The organism is Sphaerotilus sp. FB-3, from assembly GCF_023706025.1.
In the GTDB taxonomy this organism is placed as follows: Bacteria; Pseudomonadota; Gammaproteobacteria; order Burkholderiales; family Burkholderiaceae_C; genus Sphaerotilus; species Sphaerotilus sulfidivorans.
On sequence record NZ_BQWE01000016.1, the window covers coordinates 162,065 to 179,975 of the forward strand.

Consider the following 17,911-nt stretch of genomic DNA (forward strand, 5'->3'; position numbering starts at 1 on the left):
GTCCTGAGCGTGGTTTCAGGCGAGGTTCCGGGCGTGGCCTCAGTCTTCCAGCAGCACCGGTGCGGGCGGCGGGGCCTCGGCGCCTTCGGCCGGGGCCTGCACCGGCAGGCCGGCGAAGCCTGCGCGCACCGCCTCGAGCCGGTCCAGCAGCGCCTGCAGCACCAGCGCGGTGTGCAGATGCGCGCCCAGCAGCGCGGCCACGCAGGCCGGCGGCATCCACAGCCGGCCCTCGAGCCGGGCTGACAGCGCTTCGGCCGCGGCCAGCGCGGCCTCGTGGTGCGGGCGGGCCGCGGCGATCGTCTCGTCGACCTGCGCGACCCGGGCCGCGACATGCACCGGGCTCCAGCGCCGGCGCGAGGCGGCGTCGAGGGCCTGCGACATCATGCGCATCGTGCCGGCGCTGCCGTCCGCGTCGCGTCCGCCGCCGATCGCGCGGGCCAGCGCCATCTTGCCGGCCAGATCGCCCTCGCCGCTGCCGGAGGCTTCGGCCTCGGCGCGCTGCTCGAGCTGGAGCTGGCGCTCCAGCGCCTCGACCGCGCGCGTCAGCCACGGCGCGTCCTGCGGCATCGCGCCGGCGATCTCCTGCGCGAACCAGTCCTGCAGCGCCGGCGCCAGCTCGGGCAGCGGCGCGGCGGTCTGCGGCACCAGCCACAGGTCGAGCGCGTCGACCTGCGTGCGGCCTTCGGTGGCGGCGGCCACCTTCAGCAGGCCGACGAGCTGGCGCCAGCGCCGGTCCGACAGCGCCTGCGCCGGCTGCTGCGCGGCCAGCCAGCGGCGCAGCCGGTGCAGCGCCTCGACCGCTTCCTCGCCCAGCGCGACGCGGGTCGCCGCCTGGCGCACCGCCTCGCGCTCGGCCGCCTCCAGGCCGGGCTCGGGCGCGGGCTGCAGCAGCGACCGGGCCTGGCTGTCGCGCTCGTCGAGCCGCAGCAGCGCCTCGAAGCGCTCCTCGCTGACCGGGGCCACCGGCAGGCGCACCAGGAAACGGTCGAAGAAGGCCCGCAGCGCCTCGTCGGCCGGCACCTCGTTGCTGGCGCCGACGACGCTCAGCAGCGGCACGCGCACCCGGCCGCTGCCGTTGTCGAACTCGCGCTCGTTGAGCAGCGTCAGCAGCGCGTTCAGGATCGCCGAGTTGGCCTTGAACACCTCGTCGAGAAAGGCGATGCCGGCCTCGGGCAGGAAGCCCGTGGTCAGCCGCTCGTGGCGGTCCTCCTCGAGCGCCTTCAGCGACAGCGGCCCGAACAGCTCCTCCGGGGTGGAGAAGCGCGTCAGCAGCCGCTCGAAGTAGGGCGCGCCGTCGAAGGCGCTGTGCAGGCGGCGCGCCAGCTCGCTCTTGGCGGTGCCGGGCGGGCCGAGCAGCAGCACATGCTCGCCGGCCAGCGCGGCCAGCAGCGCCAGACGGGTCTCGGTGTCGCGCTCGAGCAGGCCGTCGCCGAGCGTGTCGATCAGCGCGCGCAGGCGCTCGGGGGAGGGCAGGGGACGGCGGTCGTCCAGGGCAGAAGCAGACATGGCCGCGATTCTCGTGTGCCGCTCCGGGATCGGCAACCTGTCACGCCGAGGTCGTCGCTTCGCGTCACCAGAAAGCGCGAGAAGCCCCGTCCTTCAGGGCGGGGAGGCAGAGCGCAGGCTCGCGCAGCGAGCCATTGGCGTAGGGGTCGAGTTTCCTGTGGTATGGCTGACTGGTTTTATGTACAGTATCAATCATGCCCATTCGAGCCTTCCGCTTCCAGTTGCGCCCCACACCCGGCACCGCGCACACCCTGCGCCGGTTCGCCGGCGCGTGCCGCTGGGTGTGGAACCGGGCCATCGGCGAGCAGCAGCGACTGCGGGCCGCTGGCGAGAAGTTCGCGGGCTTTGCTGCGATGTGCCGCTGGCTGACCGTGTGGCGCAACGACCCGGACACGGCGTGGCTGGCCGAACCACCCGTGCAGGCACAGCAGCAGACGCTCAAGCGGCTGGAGGCGAGCTACCGGCGCTTCTTCGAGGGGAGTGGCGGCTATCCGAGGTTCCGGGGTCGGGGCCAGGATGCGGGGCTGCGGTTCCCGAAGGCTTCGGACTGCAAGCTCGACGCTGAGAACCAGCGCATCAAGCCACCGAAACTGGGCTGGATGCGGATGCGTCAGTCGCAGGCGGTCGAGGGATCGGTTCGGAACTACACGCTGACGCAGGCGCGGGGCCGCTGGTTCGTGTCGATCCAGGTGGAGCAACCGGACGTGATCCCGGCGGCGGGGCTGGTGCCGACACTGGGGATCGACTTCGGCGTGGCACTGTTCGCGGCGACGACGGACGGTGAGTGCGTGGCGCCGCTGAACGCGCTGAAGCGGCAGCAGAAGTACCTGAAGCGGGTCCAGCGCAGTGTCTCGCGCAAGGTGAAGGGATCGAAGAATCGGCGCAAGGCGATCGACCGATTGGGCAGGGTGCATGCCCGAATCGCGGCGCAGCGCAAGGACTGGTTGCACAAGCTGACGACGCGCTGGGCGAACGAGCACCCGGTGATCGCGATCGAGGATCTGAAGGTGGCGGCGATGAGCGCCAGCGCGAAAGGCACGGCCACCGATCCGGGAAAGCGGGTGCGGCAGAAGGCGGGGCTGAACCGCTCGATCCTGGATCAGGCGTGGGGCGAAGCTCGGCGACAACTGGAGTACAAGACAGCGGCCCGAGGTGGTGCAGTGGTGCCGGTGGACCCGGCGTACACGAGCCAGCGGTGCAGCGCCTGCGGGCACACCGCCAGGGAGAACCGGCCGACACAAGCCCGCTTCGAGTGCGAAGCGTGCGGACATGAAGAAAACGCGGACCTGAACGCCGCGAAGAACATACGGGCCGCGGGACACGCGGTCTGGGTCGCAAGGCCCGAAGCCTGTGGAGCGGAGGTCAGACGTGCCAGACCCGTGAGGGGACGACACGCAGCCGCAATGAAGCAGGAACCCGCCGAAGGCTCGGCCGCGCAAGCGGTCGTGCCCGTCGGAATCCCCGTCCTTTAGGGCGGGGCGGATGTCAACAGGTGGTGTCGGACAGGCGATGCGGGTCGAGCGTCGGCACATGCGAGCCGGTCATCTGCAGCGCGCCGGGCAGCAGCTCGGCGCGGATCTGGCGGGTGGCGGGCTGCGGCTCGCCGTCGATGAGGATGGACATCGGCTGTGCGGCCTCGATGCGCAGGCGCAGCGCGGGGCGGGCCGGCGGCCGCGCCGCGGGATGCAGCAGGCGCTGCCAGAGCGGGCGCTGCGGCTCGTCGAGCAGGTGCAGCCGCGCGTCGTCGATCAGCACCGGGGCGATGCGCTCGGGGGCGTCGCGATCGGCCGGCGGCGGGGTGGCGTTGCACAGGCGCAGGCGCCGCACTGGCTGCGGCAGCGCGACGCGGTGCTGGTCGATCCACAGCGACAGCGGCTGACCGGCCTCGATCCGCACCAGTCCGGCGAAATGCAGCACCGCCGCGTCGGTCTCGATCAGGCCGATGTCGACTGCGGCGGTCGGTGCATGCAGCGCATGCAGCAGGGCCTGGCGCCAGTCGAGCTGGTCGAGGTGCAGGCTGCAGGCCACCTCGTTGTGCTGGCCTGCCGGCACCAGGCCGACCCGCAGACCGCCCTTGAGCAGCGCCGGCAGCATCGCGTGCAGCGTGCCGTCGCCGCCGATCAGCGCGATGCGGGTGCGCGGCGCCAGGATGCTCAGCCGCGCCCGGGCCTCGGTCACGCTGGCGGCGCTCAGCAGCGGCACGCCGGGGGCGTGGCGCGCCAGCCAGTCGGCCACCGGGCGGCGCAGCTCGCCGGCCCGTCCCTGCGCGGCCAGCGCATTGAGCAGCACGACAGCCGGCGGCGCCACGATGCGGCCGCCCCGGTCTTCAGTAGCTGTAGACGCCGCGGCCGGTCTTGCGGCCCAGCCAGCCGGCGGCCACATATTCCTTCAGCAGCGGGCAGGGACGGTACTTGGAGTCGTTGAACTCCTGCATGTAGACATCCATCACCGCCAGGCAGACATCCAGGCCGATCATGTCGGCCAGCGCCAGCGGGCCGATCGGCTGGTTGCAGCCCAGCTTCATGCCGGCGTCGATGTCCTCTGGCGAGGCCAGGCCTTCGGCCAGCACGAAGAAGGCCTCGTTGATCATCGGCACCAGGATGCGGTTGACGACGAAGCCCGGCGCGTTCTTCACCGTGATCGGCGTCTTGCCCAGGCGGGTGGACAGCTCGTGCACCGCGGCGTGGGTGGCGTCCGAGGTCTGCAGGCCGCGGATGATCTCGACCAGCGCCATCATCGGCACCGGGTTGAAGAAGTGCATGCCGATGAAGCGGTCGGCGCGCTGGGTCTTGGCGGCCAGCTGGGTGATCGAGATCGAGCTGGTGTTGGTGGCGACGATCACCTCCGGCGCCAGCAGCGCGTCGAGCTGGCCGAGGATCTTGATCTTCAGCGCCTCGTTCTCGGTGGCGGCCTCGATGACCAGCTGCGCGGCCTTCAGGTCGTCGTAGCTGGTCGAGGGCTTGATGCGGGCCAGCGCGGCGGCCTTCTGCTCGGCGGTGAGCTTGTCCTTCTTGATCAGGCGGTCGAAGCTGCCGGCGATCGTGGCCAAGCCCTTCTGGACCGCCGCCTCGCTGATGTCGACCATGACGACGTCGAGACCGGCCTGCGCGCAGACCTGCGCGATGCCGTTGCCCATGGTGCCGGCGCCGATGATGCCGACGGTCTGGATGCTCATGTGGGTGCTCCGGGAAAGGTGAGGGGATGAAAGGGCTCGGACAGAGGGGTCCGAAAAAAGAACGGTCGTTCGATTCTGCCTGAGGCCGCTCACGCCGGCCTGACGCCAGTCACTCTTCTTAGAATCATGCCCTTGTCCGCGCCTGACCGCGAGCGCCGTGCGCATGCGGCCAGCGGACCCGATCACCCGTGCCCACCATGACCGACGCCCTCAACGCCCTGTCCAAATCGTTCGAACCGTCCCCCATCGAGGCCCGCTGGGCGCCGCAGTGGGAGGCCAGCGGCGTCTACGCGCCGACGCTCGATCCGAGCAAGCCGTCGTTCTGCATCCAGCTGCCGCCGCCCAACGTCACCGGCACGCTGCACATGGGCCATGCGTTCAACCAGACGATCATGGACTCGCTGGCGCGCTACCACCGCATGTCGGGCCACAACACGCTGTGGGTGTCCGGCACCGACCACGCCGGCATCGCCACGCAGATCGTCGTCGAGCGCCAGCTGCAGGGCCAGGGCATCAGCCGCCACGACCTGGGCCGCAAGAACTTCGTCGCCAAGGTCTGGGAGTGGAAGGCACAGTCCGGCGCCACGATCACGCAGCAGATGCGCCGCATGGGCGACTCGGTGAGCTGGTCGCACGAGTACTTCACGATGGACGACAAGCTCTCGAAGGTCGTCACCGAGACCTTCGTGCGCCTGCATGAGGAAGGCCTGATCTACCGCGGCAAGCGGCTGGTGAGCTGGGATCCGATCCTCAAGTCCGCCGTGTCCGACCTGGAGGTCGAGAGCGAGGAGGAGAACGGCAGCCTCTGGCACATCCGCTACCCGGTCGACGGCTCGGACGAGTCGCTGGTGGTGGCGACGACCCGCCCCGAGACGATGCTGGGCGACACCGCGGTGATGGTCCACCCGGAGGACGAGCGCTACACGCACCTGATCGGCAGGCAGGTGCGCCTGCCGATCACCGGCCGCCTGGTGCCGGTGATCGCCGACGCCTATGTCGACAAGGAGTTCGGCACCGGCGTCGTCAAGGTCACGCCCGCGCATGACACCAACGACTACCAGGTCGGCCTGCGCCACGGCCTGCCGATGCTGACCATCTTCGACCTGGAGGCGAAGGTCAGCGCCCACGAGGCTGTCGACATTCCGGCCGGGTACGTCGGCCTGGACCGCTTCGTCGCGCGCAAGCAGATCGTCGCTGCGCTGGAAGCCGACGGCCTGCTGGTGGAAGTGAAGCCGCACAAGCTGATGGTGCCGCGCTGCGCCCGCACGGGGCAGGTGATCGAGCCGATGCTGACCGACCAGTGGTTCGTCGCGATGACCAAGGCCGGCGCGAACGGCAAGTCGATCGCCGAGGAAGCGATCGAGGCGGTGGACTCTGGCGACGTGAAGTTCGTGCCCGAGAACTGGGTCAACACCTACAACCAGTGGATGAAGAACATCCAGGACTGGTGCATCTCGCGCCAGCTCTGGTGGGGCCACCAGATCCCGGCGTGGTACGGCTCGGAGGGCCAGCTCTTCGTCGCCCGCAGCGAGGAGGAAGCCCGCGAGAAGGCTGCGGCCGCCGGCTACACCGGTGAGCTCAAGCGCGACGAGGACGTGCTCGACACCTGGTACTCGTCGGCGCTGGTGCCGTTCTCGACGCTCGGCTGGCCCGAGCAGACGATCGAGCAGGACCTGTTCCTGCCGTCCTCGGTGCTGGTGACCGGCTACGACATCATCTTCTTCTGGGTCGCCCGGATGATCATGATGACGAAGCACTTCACCGGCAAGGTGCCGTTCAAGCATGTCTACATCCACGGACTGGTGCTGGACGCGCAGGGCAAGAAGATGTCGAAGTCGGAGGGCAACGTGCTCGACCCGGTCGACCTGATCGACGGCATCGCGCTGCCGGAGCTGCTGGACAAGCGCACCGTCGGCCTGCGCAAGCCCGAGACCGCCCCGAAGGTGCGCAAGGCCACCGAGAAGGAATTCCCCGACGGCATCCCGGCCTACGGCGCCGACGCGCTGCGCTTCACCTTCGCGGCGATGGCCACGCTGGGCCGCTCGGTCAACTTCGACTCCAAGCGCTGCGAGGGCTACCGCAACTTCTGCAACAAGCTCTGGAACGCCACCCGCTTCGTGCTGATGAACACGGAAGGGCAGGACTGCGGCCTGAAGGACCACGGCGCGGCCGAGTGCGCCACCGGCAGCTACCTGCGCTTCAGCCCGGCCGACCGCTGGATCACCGGCGAGCTGCAGCGCGTCGAGCATGCGGTCGCGCAGGGCTTCAAGGACTACCGCCTCGACAACGTCGCCAACGCGATCTACCAGTTCGTCTGGGACGAGTACTGCGACTGGTACCTGGAGATCGCCAAGGTGCAGCTGCAGGTGGCCAAGGACGCCGGTGACGAGGCCGCGGCGCGCGCCACCCGCCGCACGCTGATCCGCGTGCTGGAGACGACGCTGCGCCTGCTGCACCCGGTGGCGCCTTTCATCACCGCCGAGCTGTGGAACGGCGTGGCGGTGGTGGCCGGCCGCAAGGCGGCGGATGCCGCCGACTCGATCGTGACCGCGGCCTATCCGGTGGCGGTGCTCGAGAAGGTCGATCCGGCCGCCGACGCCTGGGTCGCGCGCCTGAAGGAGATCGTCGGCGTGGTGCGTGCGCTGCGCAGCGAGATGAACCTGTCGCCGGCCGAGCGCGTGCCGCTGCTGACCTGCGGCGACGCCGACTTCGTGGCCTCGGCCGCGCCGGTGATCCGCGCGCTGGCCAAGCTGGCCGAGGTGCAGGTGATCACCGACGAGGCCGCCTTCGCCGAGGCCAGCGCGCTCGCGCCGGTGGCGGTGCAGGGCGCGGCGCGCCTGGCGCTGAAGGTGGAGATCGATGTCGAGGCCGAGCGCGTGCGTCTGGGCAAGGAGGTCGCCCGCCTGAGCGGCGAGATCGCCAAGGCCCAGGCCAAGCTGGCCAACGAGAGCTTCGTGGCGCGTGCGCCAGCGGCCGTGGTCGAGCAGGAACGCGCGCGGATCGCCGCGTTCAGCGAGACGCTGGCGAAGCTGCAGTCGCAGCTGCAGCGCCTGGGCTGAGCGCACCGCCCATCGGCGGCAGCACCAGCTCGCCGAGCTCGGCCGGCATCGTGACCACCCGGTCGCCGGCCGGCTTCATCCGCAGGATCTCGTCGAGCCGGCGGGCCACGCCCCAGGCACTGCGCAGCCGTGCCTCGCGGGTGTAGGCGGCCAGCCGGGGGGTCAGCACCAGGCCGCGCACCCCATGCAGCGGGTGGCCTTCGCTGCGGGTCTCCGGTCCGGCCTGGTCCATCCAGGCGGCGGTCAGGCGGCCGCTGCGCAGCACCGTGGCCAGCGCCCGGGGCTCGAACAGGTCCAGCGGCGAGACGCTGGCCAGCACCAGACCGGGGCGGCAGCCGGCCAGCACCCGCTCGCCCAGCAGGCCGGCGTAGCGGGGGAAGAAGTCGAGCTGCACGCTGACCGCATCGCTGCGCGCGAACAGCTCCTGCAGCCCGACCGGCTGCACGCCCCAGCGTGCCCAGTGCGCGCTGCCGGCATGCAGGGCCGGGTCGTAGCCCAGCACCCGGGTGCCCAGCACCTGCAGCAGCTGCGCCAGCCGGCGCGCGGTGGCCCCCATGCCGACCAGCCCGACGGTGCTGTGGCCGAGCTCGCGCCCGCCGGCCGGCGCCGGCTCGCGCGGATCGGGCCGCAGCAGCGACATCAGCGCGCCGAGCAGGAACTCGGCCTCGGCCGGCGCGGCGGCATCCGCGCAGCGCACCACCTCGACACGGGCGCGCTCGCAGGCATGGAAGTCGATGCGCTCTGGCCCGCCCACCACCCGGCCGATGGCCAGCAGTCGCGGCAGTCGACCCAGCAGCCGCCGGTCGATCGCCACCGAGGCGGGCAGCATCGCCGCGCGGGCCTGCGGCAGCAGGTCGGCCAGCACCCGTGCGTCCTGCGCCAGACGGGGCGCGTGGAACACCTCATGACGCTGCTCCAGCCAGCGCAGCACCTCGGGCTCAAGCGGTTCAGCAACAAGCAGGTCCATGAAAAGCGGCAAAACGTGAAGGATCCGTAAGCTTCGATGTTAATCAGTAGCGCGATGTATTACGGTCCCCTGATCGAGCGTGGAGATGACACCATCTCATGCCAGAATTGATCGAGAAGCCGTGCTTTTGCCGGTCAATTCAACAACTTTGGCAATCCGTTCTCTTTTCTTCGCTCCAGGGGGACCTGTCCATGCAACTCGTCAAGAAAGCCATCTTTCCGGTCGCCGGTCTCGGCACCCGTTTCCTGCCGGCCACCAAGGCCCAGCCCAAGGAAATGATGCCGGTCGTCGACAAGCCGCTGATCCAGTACGCGGTGGAGGAGGCCTACGCTGCGGGCGTGCGCGAGATGATCTTCGTCACCGGCCGCCACAAGCGTGCGATCGAGGACCATTTCGACATGACCTACGAACTGGAGGTCTCGCTCGAGAACGCGCAGAAGCACGAGCTGCTGAAGGTGGTGCGCAGCATCAAGCCCAAGGACATGGAGTGCATCTACGTGCGCCAGGCGCAGGCGCTGGGCCTGGGCCATGCGGTGCTGTGCGGCCAGCGGCTGGTCGGCAACGAGCCCTTCGCGGTGCTGCTGGCCGATGACCTGATGATCGGCGAGCCGCCGGTGCTCAAGCAGATGGTCGACCAGTTCAACGACTGGCGCGCCTCCATCCTGGCGGTGCAGGAAGTGCCGGCCGAGCACACCAAGCGCTACGGCATCGTCGCCGGCACGCTGGTCAACGATCACCTGATGGATGTCAGCAACATCGTCGAGAAGCCGGCGCCTGAAGTCGCGCCGTCGCGCTGGGGCGTGGCCGGCCGCTACATCCTGACGCCAGGCGTGTTCCACGAGATCGCCGCCCAGCCGCGCGGCGTCGGTGGCGAGATCCAGCTGACCGACGGCATCGCCGCGCTGCTGCGCCGCGAGAAGGTCTTCGCCTACCGCTACGACGGCCGCCGCTACGACTGCGGCAGCAAGGACGGCTTCCTCGAGGCCAATGTCGAGCTGGCGCTGCGCCACCCCGAGCTGGGCAAGGGCTTCCGCGACTATCTGCGCAATCTCGAGATCTGAGGATCGCCGGGCCCTCGGGCCCGGTCGTGGCTGCGGCCGTGCGCGCTCAGCGCCGCCGCAGCAGATGCACCATCTCGCCGTCGTCCAGCGTCTGCTGGGCCAGCAGGGCGTTGCCGGTCTGGCGGCTGAAGGCCTGGAAGTCGCGCAGCGAGCCGGGGTCGGTGGCACGCACCTTCAGCACCTGGCCGCTGTCCATGTCGGCCAGCGCCTTCTTGGCCTTCAGGATCGGCAGCGGGCAGTTCAGGCCGCGTGCGTCGACCTCGCGGTCGGCGGCGGGCAGGGTGGTGTCATCGGTGTTCATCGGTGGCCTTCTCGTCTCGATCTGCCACCGATTCTAGTTCCGCGGGCTCAGCCGTGCCGCGCCACCAGCGCCTGCTGCGCGCTGAGGCCGTCCTCGCCGGCGCGGCGGTAGCGCCCGTCGGACTCGAGCACCCAGGCGTCGCGTCCGTCGTGCAGATAGGGCACCAGACATTCGTCGATGACCCGCTGGCGCAGTGCCGGATCGCGCACCGGCCAGGCGATCTCGATGCGGCGCAGCATGTTGCGCGTCATCCAGTCGGCGCTGCTGAGGTAGAGCGCCTCGTCGCGCTCGCTCTCGCCCCAGCGGAAATACAGCACCCGGGTGTGCTCGAGAAAGCGCCCGACCACCGAGCGCACGCGGATCCTCTCGCTCAGGCCCGGCACGCCCGGCGGCAGCATGCAGGCGCCGCGCACGATCAGGTCGATCTCGGCGCCGGCCTGGCCGGCCTCGACCAGCGCCTCGATCAGCACCGGATCGGTCAGCGCGTTGAACTTGGCGACGATGCGCGCCGGCCGTCCCGCCCGCGCCGCGCCCGCCACCTTCTGCATCAGCTCGACCAGCGTCGACTGCAGGTCGAAGGGCGCCACCAGCAGCCGCTTCGTGTGGTCGAGCGGATTGAGGCTGGCGAGATGGCGGAAGACCGCATCGGCGTCGGCGGTGATCTCCGGGTCGGTCGTCAGGAAGCCCAGGTCGGTGTAGAGCCGCGCGGTCTTGGAGTTGTAGTTGCCGGTCGACAGATGGGCGTAGCGCACCATGTGGCGGCCCTCCTTGCGGGTGGCCAGCAGCAGCTTGGCGTGCGTCTTCAGTCCGACGATGCCGTAGACCACCTGCACGCCGACGCGCTCGAGCCGCTCGGCCCAGTTGATGTTGGCCTCCTCGTCGAAGCGCGCCTTCAGCTCGACCACCGCCAGCACTTCCTTGCCGCGGCGCGCCGCCTCGATCAGCAGTTCCATCAGCACCGACTCGGTGCCGGTGCGGTAGATGGTCTGCTTGATCGCCAGCACCTTCGGGTCCTCGACCGCCTCGCGCAGGAACTTCACCACCGGGTCGAAGGACTCGAAGGGCTGGTGCAGCAGGATGTCGCGCTCGGCCATGCAGTCCATGACGCGCCGGCTGCGCGGCAGCTGCGCGGCCGGCCAGGTCGGCTCGTGCGGCGCGAAGCGCAGCTTCGGCGCGACCGCCAGGTCGATCAGCGTGTTCATGCGCACCAGGTTGACCGGGCCGTTGACCCGGTAGAGCGCGGCCGGTGGCAGGTCGAACTGGTTCAGCAGGAACTGCGCCAGCTCGGGCGGGCAGGTGTTGACCACCTCCAGGCGGATCTCGCGGCCGTAGTGGCGGGTGGTGAGCTCGCTGCGCAGCGCCTGGCGCAGGTTGGTGACGTCGTCCTCGTCGACATCGAGGTCGGAGTCGCGGGTCACGCGGAACTGCGAGAAGGCCAGCACCTGGCGGCCGGGAAAGAGTTCGGCCAGATGGGCGCGGATCACGCTGGTCAGCATCACGAAGGCCTGGCGGCCGTCGGTGAGCCGGTCGGGCAGCCGGATGATGCGCGGCAGCACCCGCGGCACCTTGATGATGGCGATCGAGTTCTCGCGGCCGAAGGCGTCGGCGCCGGCGAGCTGCGCGATGAAGTTCAGCGACTTGTTGGCGACCTGCGGGAAGGGATGCGCCGGGTCCAGCCCGAGCGGCATCAGCAGCGGCTGCACCTCGCGGTGGAAGAACTGCGAGACCCACTGGCGCTGCGCCTCGGTGCGGTCGGCGTGGTTGACGATGACGATGCGCTCGGCCGCCAGCGCCGGCATCACTTCCTCGTTGAAGACGCGGTACTGCTCGTCGATCAGCGCGTGCGCCTCGACGACGGCCCGGGCCAGATCCTCGTCGTCGTCGAGCTCGTCGGTCAGGCGTGCGGCCTCCAGCGCGTCGGCGAAGCGCACCTCGAAGAACTCGTCCATGTTCGACGAGACGATGCAGATGTAGCGCAGCCGCTCGAGCAGCGGCACATCCTTGCGCCGGGCCTGCGCCAGCACGCGCCGGTTGAATTCGAGGATCGAGCGCTCGCGGCTGATCAGCGCCGGAGCGCGAGAAGAGGTCATCGTGTCGGGCATCCGGCGATGCTAGGCCGGTGGCATGACAGATCTGTGACGGATTTTCGCCTGTCTGACCGGCCAGATCGACGCGTTCAGGCTCGGGGCATCTGCAGCTGCAGCGCGCCGACGCGTGCCCAGGCCTCGGCCTCGGCCGCCAGCAGATGCAGCGTGCGCGGGTGGCGCTCGCCCCAGCCGGCAGGCAGGCGCAGCTGCACCGCACGGCCGTCGGCCGCCAGCGTCGGCAGCGGCTCGTCGGGTGCGCAGCGTGCATGGCACAGCAGCACCGCCAGCCGCAGCGCGAGCAGCTGCCAGACCAGGTCGGGCTCGGCCAGCGCGGCCTCGATCTTGCGCAGCCCGCCGCGGTGGCCCAGCACCAGATCGGCCAGCCGGCGCTGCTGCGTCTGCGAGAAGCCCGGCGCGTCCACATGCGCGATCAGGTAGGCGCTGTGGCGGTGGTGATCGTGGTGCGAGACCATCATGCCGATCTCGTGCAGCGCCGCCGCCCAGCCCAGCTCGCGCTGCAGGTCCAGCTCGGCGCGCGGCTGGACCTGGCGGTGCAGGCGCTGGGCCGTGTCCTGCACGCGGCGGGCCTGCATCGCGTCGGCGCGAAAGCGCTGCTGCAGCTCGGCCACCGTGTCGTCGCGCAGATCATGGTGGGCCGGATCGCGGTCGGCGGCCAGGCGCTCCTCCAGATCGAAGATCACGCCCTGGCGCAGCGCCCCGCGTGCGGGCTGCAGCGCCTCGATGCCGAACTGCGCCGCCAGCGCCGACAGGATGGCCAGGCCGCCGCCCAGCACCGCGCGGCGTTCCGGCTTCAGGCCGGGCAGCTCCAGCGCGTCGACGCGGCCGGCCTGCACGCAGGCGCGAATGCACCAGGCCAGGCCCTCGGGCGTGATCGCGCCGTCGCTGATGCCAGCGGCGGCCAGGATCTGCGAGACCGCGCCGGCCGTGCCCGACGAGCCCAGCGCCTCGCTCCAGTGGCGGCGCGAGAAGGTCTCCAGCGCCTCCTCGAACTCGGCGCCGGCGGCGATCTGCGCGGCGCGGAAGCGCTCCTCGGTGAACAGGCCGTCGCCGAAGTAGCGCATCGACAGGCTGACGCTGCCGATGCCGAAGGACTCGGCCTGCATCGGCACGCTGCCCGCGCCGATGATCAGCTCGGTCGAGCGCCCGCCGATGTCGATCACCAGCCGCGGGTGCGATGAGGGCTGCAGCCGCGCCACGCCCTTGTAGATCAGCCGCGCTTCCTCGCGGCCGGAGATCACCTCGACCGGATGGCCGAGCGCCTCGGCCGCGCGGGCCAGGAAGGCGTCGCGGTTGGCGGCCTCGCGCAGCGTCTGCGTCGCCACCGCGCGCAGCTGGCGCGCCGGAATGCCGGCCAGCCGGGCGCGGAAGCGCTGCAGGCAGACCAGGCCGCGCTGCGCGGCCTCCTCGCTCAGGCGACCCTCGGCATCCAGGCCGGCGCCGAGCCGCACCGTCTCCTTGAGATAGTCGATGCGGCGGTAGCGGCCGCGGGTGGTCTGGCCGATCTCGAGGCGGAAGCTGTTCGAGCCGATGTCGATCGAGGCGAGAACGCCGCGCCAGGACGGCACGGAGGAAGAGGCTGACTGGGCTGGCATGCGTGAATTGTCCATGGTCTTCTCGGGGACAAGCCGGCCGTGACTGCGGTTTTTTTTGCGTCCCCGGATGCTCGCGCGGTTGCCGACAACCCCGCTCTCCAGGAGACCGACATGGCCGTGAATCCCCTTGATGACAATATGCGCCAGGACTTCGACAGCCTTGTGACGGTCGGGCCGATGCCCGCGCCCGACCGGCGCGGCTTCATGCGCACCACGCTGGGCACCGGCTTTGCCGCGGCGGTGCTGCCGGTGATGGCGCAGACGGTGGTGAAGACCCCGGCCGACGGCCTGACGGTCGGCGAGATCAGCATCGATGTGGACGGCTTCGCGATGCCGGCCTATCGCGCCGCGCCTGCGGGCGGAACCCGGCTGCCGGTCGTGCTGGTCATCAGCGAGATCTTCGGCGTGCACGAGCACATCGCCGATGTGGCGCGCCGCTTCGCCCGCCAGGGCTATCTGGCGATCGCGCCGGAGATGTTCGTGCGCCAGGGCGACGCCGGCAGCTACGGCGAGATCGCCCGGCTGCAGGCCGAGGTGATCTCGAAGGTGCCCGACGCCCAGGTGATGCGCGATCTCGATGCCACGGTGGCCTGGGCGGCCCGCAACGGCGGCGACACGGCGCGGCTCGGCCTGACCGGCTTCTGCTGGGGCGGCCGCATCACCTGGCTGTATGCCGCGCACAGCCCGCAGGTGCGGGCCGGCGTGGCCTGGTACGGCCGGCTGGTGGGCAACGCCAGCGCGCTGCAGCCGCGCCATCCGGTCGATCTGGCGGGCGAGCTCAAGGCGCCGGTGCTGGGCCTGTACGGCGCGGCCGACACCGGCATCGCGCTCGACACGGTCGAGCGCATGAAGGCGGCGCTGGCGGCTGGCAGCCCGGCCGCGCAGCGCTCGGAGTTCGTCGTCTATCCCGAGGCGCCGCATGCCTTTCATGCCGACTATCGCCCCAGCTTCCGTGCCGGGCCGGCGGCCGACGGCTGGGCGCGCTGCCTTGCATGGTTCAAGGCCCAGGGCGTGGCCTGAGCGGCCGGGACCGGCAGGCGGCTCGGCCGATCTGCCGATCTGGCGATCTGCTGATCCCGCTCAAGCGGGGGTGCGACGCTGGGCAGGCGAGGGGGGAGGGCGCGGCGGAGCGGCGGGCTAAACTGCCGCGCTCCCCGAACCGAACGACAACGCCTCACCCCACTCCCCGCCGCATGATCTCGCGCCGCGACTGCCTTCGCTCCTCCTCGGCCAGCCTGCTGGCGCTGTCGCTGGGGGCCTGCAGGCCGACCACCGCCGCGTCTCCGGCCAGCCCGTCGACGCCTCCTCCTGCCTCGGCTGCGCCGACAGCGTCTGCCGCGTCGGCGGCTGCGTCCGCCGCGCCTGCCACGCCAGCCGCTTCGACGGCCTCCGCCGCCGCGGCGCCGTTCTCGGTGCGCACGCCGATCTTCGTGCTGAACTCGCTCGACGCCACCCTCAGCGTCATCGACCCGCTGACGATGACCGAGCTGCGCCGCGTGCCCACCGGCAAGGAGCCGCACCACCTCTACCTGTCGCCCGACGAGAAGTCGCTGCTGGTGGCCAATGCGGTCGGCGACTCGATCACGCTGGTCGATCCGCGCAGCGGCGAGATCCAGCGCACGCTCACCGGCATCGTCGATCCCTACCATCTGCGCTTCTCGCCCGACATGCAGTGGTTCGTGACCGCGGCCAACCGCCTGGACCACATCGACCTGTACCGGGTCGGCCGGCCGGCCGGTGGCGGCTTCGACATCACGCTGGTCAAGCGCGTGCCCGCCGGCAAGACGCCCAGCCATCTGGCGATCGACACCCGCAGCACGGTGGTCTACGCCAGCCTGCAGGACAGCGACCAGCTCATCGCGGTCGACCTGGCCACGCAGACGCCGCGCTGGACCGTTCCCAGCGGCAAGATGCCCGCCGATGTCTACCTGACGCCCGATGACCGCACGCTGCTGGTCGGCCTGACCGGCGACTCGGTGGTCGAGGCCTACGACGTGAGCGTCAGCCCGCCGAAGCTGATCCGGCGCATTCCGACCGGCGCCGGCGCGCACGCCTTCCGCGCCTGGGGCGACCGCCGCCATGTGCTGGTCAGCAACCGGGTGGCCAACACCATCAGCCGCATCGATCTGCAGACGCTGGCGGTGGTCGACACCTATCCAGCGCCGAGCGGCCCGGACTGCATGGACCTGTCGCCGGACCGCCGGTTCATCTTCGTGGCCTCGCGCTGGGCCGGCAAGCTCACCGTCATCGACACCGAGCAGAAGAAGGTGGTGCGCCAGGTGAGCGTGGGCAAGTCGCCGCACGGCGTCTGGACGCTCGACCACGCGCCGAGGCTGTGACGATGCGGGCGGCGCGGGGGCGCACGGCGCTGTCGGTCGGCCTGCTGATGGCCGGGCTGCTGGCCACCGGCCCGGCGGCAGCCGGCTGCGCCCGTCCGCTGTTCCTGACCTTCGACACCGGGCACATGGGCGTGGCGCCGCTGGTGGCCGAGGTGCTGCGGCGCCAGCAGGTCCAGGTCACCTTCTTCCTGGCCAACGAGCGCACGCAGACCGACGGCGGCAGCCTGGACGCGCAGTGGGCGCCGTGGTGGCGCGCGCGGGTGGCCGAGGGCCATCTGTTCGCCTCGCACACCTTCGACCATGTCTACTGGCGCGCCGACCGCGCCGACGGCGGCTTCGAGGTGCGCCCGAGCGCCGGCCCGCAGGCCGGCGTGCGCTCGACGATGAACGCCGCCCAGTACTGCGCCGAGCTGGCCCGGCCGGCCGCACGCCTGGCCGAGATCGCCGGCCGGCCGGCGATGGCCGCGCTGTTCCGCGCGCCCGGCGGCAAGACCTCGCCGGCGCTGCTGGCGGCGGCCTCGCGCTGCGGCTGGACGCATGTCGGCTGGAGCCCGGCAGGCTTTCTCGGCGACGAGCTGTCCAGCGACCGCCATCCGAACGACCGGCTGCTGAAGCAGGCCCTGCGCGACATCCGCCCGGGCGACATCCTGCTGGCGCACCTGGGCATCTGGTCGCGCCAGGAGGTCTGGGCGCCGGCGGTGCTCGAGCCGCTGATCGTCGGGCTGAAGGCGCGCGGCCACTGCTTCGCCACGCTGACCGAACATCCCGAACTGGGCGAGGCGGCGCGCCGTCCGGCCCCGACTTCCTCTCCGTCACGACCATGATCGATGCTCTTGTCCAGCTCTTCGGCCAGGCCCAGCAGTGGCTGTTCGAGGCGGCGGTGCAGCCGCTGCTGTTCGCGCTCGGGCAGGGCGCCCTGCTGGAGGATGCCTACAACGCCACCGGCTGGCTGCTGGTGGGCCTGCTGCAGCTGGCGGTGATGCTGGCGCTGATCGGGCCGCTGCAGCGCCTGCGCCCGGCCGAGCCGGTGCGCGACCGCGCCGCCATCCGCCCGGACATCGCCTACACGCTGCTGCACCGGCTCGGGCTCTTTCGCGTCGGGCTGTTCTTCCTGGTCGATCCGCTGTGGCAGGCGCTGTGGGGTGCGCTGGCGGTGCACGGCTTTTCCGGCTGGCATCTGGACGAGGCGATCGCGCCCTGGTGGCCGGGCGTGACCGACACCGCGCTGGCGGCCTTCCTGGTCTATCTGCTGCTGCTCGACCTCGTCGACTATCTGATGCACCGCGCGCAGCACCGCTTCGACGCCTGGTGGGCGCTGCATGCGCTGCACCACAGCCAGCGCCAGATGACGATGTGGAGCGACAACCGCAACCACCTGCTCGACGACCTGATCCGCGACGCGCTGCTGGTGCAGATCGGCCACCTGATCGGGGTCGCGCCGGCGCAGTTCGTCGCCATCGTCGCCTTCGGCCAGCTGGTCGAGAGCCTGTCGCATGCCAATCTGCGCCTGTCCTTCGGCCTGATCGGCGAGCGGCTGCTGGTGAGCCCGCGCTTCCACCGCCTGCACCATGCCATCGGTCTGGGCCATGAGTCCGCGGCCGGCAGGGGCACGCTGGGCGGCTGCAACTTCGCGGTGCTGTTCCCGGTCTGGGACATCCTGTTCGGCACCGCCGACTTCCGCAGCCCGGTCGGCCCGACCGGCATCCGCGACCAGCTGCCCGAGGAGGGCGGACGCGACTACGGCCGCGGCTTCTGGGCGCAGCAGCGGCTGGGGCTGCTGCGGCTGATCGGGCGGGGGTAAAC

At 70.9% G+C, this 17,911-nt stretch carries 14 protein-coding genes; 7 read left to right on the forward strand and 7 right to left on the reverse strand.

The annotated features are described in order from the left end of the window. Window positions 1–39 precede the first annotated feature (39 nt). Entirely contained in the window at window positions 40–1,506 is a 1,467-nt protein-coding gene (locus NFT33_RS08975) for an AAA family ATPase (RefSeq protein ID WP_251674718.1), read from the reverse strand. Window positions 1,507–1,700: 194 nt separating this feature from the next. Here NFT33_RS08975 and NFT33_RS08980 point away from each other — a divergent pair, with 194 nt between their 5' ends. Then, window positions 1,701–2,978: an RNA-guided endonuclease InsQ/TnpB family protein gene (locus NFT33_RS08980; protein WP_251674720.1), complete on the forward strand. Its 1,278-nt coding sequence runs from the start codon at window positions 1,701–1,703 to the stop codon at window positions 2,976–2,978. Between the two features lie 13 nt (window positions 2,979–2,991). On the opposite strand, the gene NFT33_RS08985 is transcribed toward NFT33_RS08980, so the two are convergent. Then, on the reverse strand, window positions 2,992–3,813 hold the full coding sequence (locus NFT33_RS08985; RefSeq protein WP_251674722.1) for a diacylglycerol/lipid kinase family protein: 822 nt from the start codon (window positions 3,811–3,813) through the stop codon (window positions 2,992–2,994). 19 nt (window positions 3,814–3,832) lie between these two features. Beyond that, window positions 3,833–4,681 (reverse strand): 3-hydroxybutyryl-CoA dehydrogenase, encoded by an 849-nt coding sequence (locus NFT33_RS08990; RefSeq protein WP_251674724.1) that lies wholly within the window; start codon window positions 4,679–4,681, stop codon window positions 3,833–3,835. Window positions 4,682–4,878: 197 nt separating this feature from the next. Here NFT33_RS08990 and NFT33_RS08995 point away from each other — a divergent pair, with 197 nt between their 5' ends. Continuing rightward, entirely contained in the window at window positions 4,879–7,740 is a 2,862-nt protein-coding gene (locus NFT33_RS08995) for a valine--tRNA ligase (protein WP_251674726.1), read from the forward strand. On the opposite strand, the gene NFT33_RS09000 is transcribed toward NFT33_RS08995, so the two are convergent. After that, entirely contained in the window at window positions 7,691–8,707 is a 1,017-nt protein-coding gene (locus NFT33_RS09000) for an NAD(P)-dependent oxidoreductase (protein WP_149502443.1), read from the reverse strand. The genes NFT33_RS08995 and NFT33_RS09000 overlap by 50 nt on opposite strands. 191 nt (window positions 8,708–8,898) lie before the next feature. Between NFT33_RS09000 and galU the strand changes: the two genes are divergently transcribed. Beyond that, entirely contained in the window at window positions 8,899–9,768 is an 870-nt protein-coding gene (galU, locus tag NFT33_RS09005; RefSeq protein ID WP_251674729.1) for a UTP--glucose-1-phosphate uridylyltransferase GalU, read from the forward strand. A gap of 46 nt (window positions 9,769–9,814) precedes the next feature. Here galU and NFT33_RS09010 read toward each other — a convergent pair whose 3' ends face one another. The 3 genes from NFT33_RS09010 to NFT33_RS09020 form a co-directional block, all read right to left on the reverse strand. Continuing rightward, a complete protein-coding gene (locus tag NFT33_RS09010; protein ID WP_149502444.1) occupies window positions 9,815–10,069 on the reverse strand; it encodes a sulfurtransferase TusA family protein in 255 nt (84 codons plus the stop codon). Window positions 10,070–10,116: 47 nt separating this feature from the next. Next, the gene (gene ppk1, locus NFT33_RS09015; protein WP_251674730.1) at window positions 10,117–12,159 is read right to left on the reverse strand and encodes a polyphosphate kinase 1; all 2,043 of its coding nucleotides are present in this window, start codon (window positions 12,157–12,159) and stop codon (window positions 10,117–10,119) included. 86 nt (window positions 12,160–12,245) lie between these two features. After that, window positions 12,246–13,769, reverse strand: a complete 1,524-nt coding sequence (locus NFT33_RS09020) for a Ppx/GppA phosphatase family protein (protein WP_251674733.1) — start codon at window positions 13,767–13,769, stop codon at window positions 12,246–12,248. 111 nt (window positions 13,770–13,880) lie between these two features. Between NFT33_RS09020 and NFT33_RS09025 the strand changes: the two genes are divergently transcribed. From NFT33_RS09025 to NFT33_RS09045, 4 genes are all read left to right on the forward strand, one after another. Next, on the forward strand, window positions 13,881–14,789 hold the full coding sequence (locus NFT33_RS09025; protein WP_149502447.1) for a dienelactone hydrolase family protein: 909 nt from the start codon (window positions 13,881–13,883) through the stop codon (window positions 14,787–14,789). Between the two features lie 173 nt (window positions 14,790–14,962). Then, a complete protein-coding gene (locus tag NFT33_RS09035) occupies window positions 14,963–16,108 on the forward strand; it encodes a YncE family protein (protein ID WP_376744142.1) in 1,146 nt (381 codons plus the stop codon). Between the two features lie 2 nt (window positions 16,109–16,110). Continuing rightward, window positions 16,111–16,932 (forward strand): polysaccharide deacetylase family protein, encoded by an 822-nt coding sequence (locus tag NFT33_RS09040; protein ID WP_376744145.1) that lies wholly within the window; start codon window positions 16,111–16,113, stop codon window positions 16,930–16,932. Continuing rightward, window positions 16,932–17,909 carry a sterol desaturase family protein gene (locus NFT33_RS09045; RefSeq protein WP_251674912.1) on the forward strand — a complete coding sequence of 326 codons (978 nt, stop codon included), beginning with the start codon at window positions 16,932–16,934 and terminating at the stop codon, window positions 17,907–17,909. Before NFT33_RS09040 ends, NFT33_RS09045 begins: the two co-directional genes overlap by 1 nt. The last annotated feature ends 2 nt before the right edge of the window (window positions 17,910–17,911 follow it).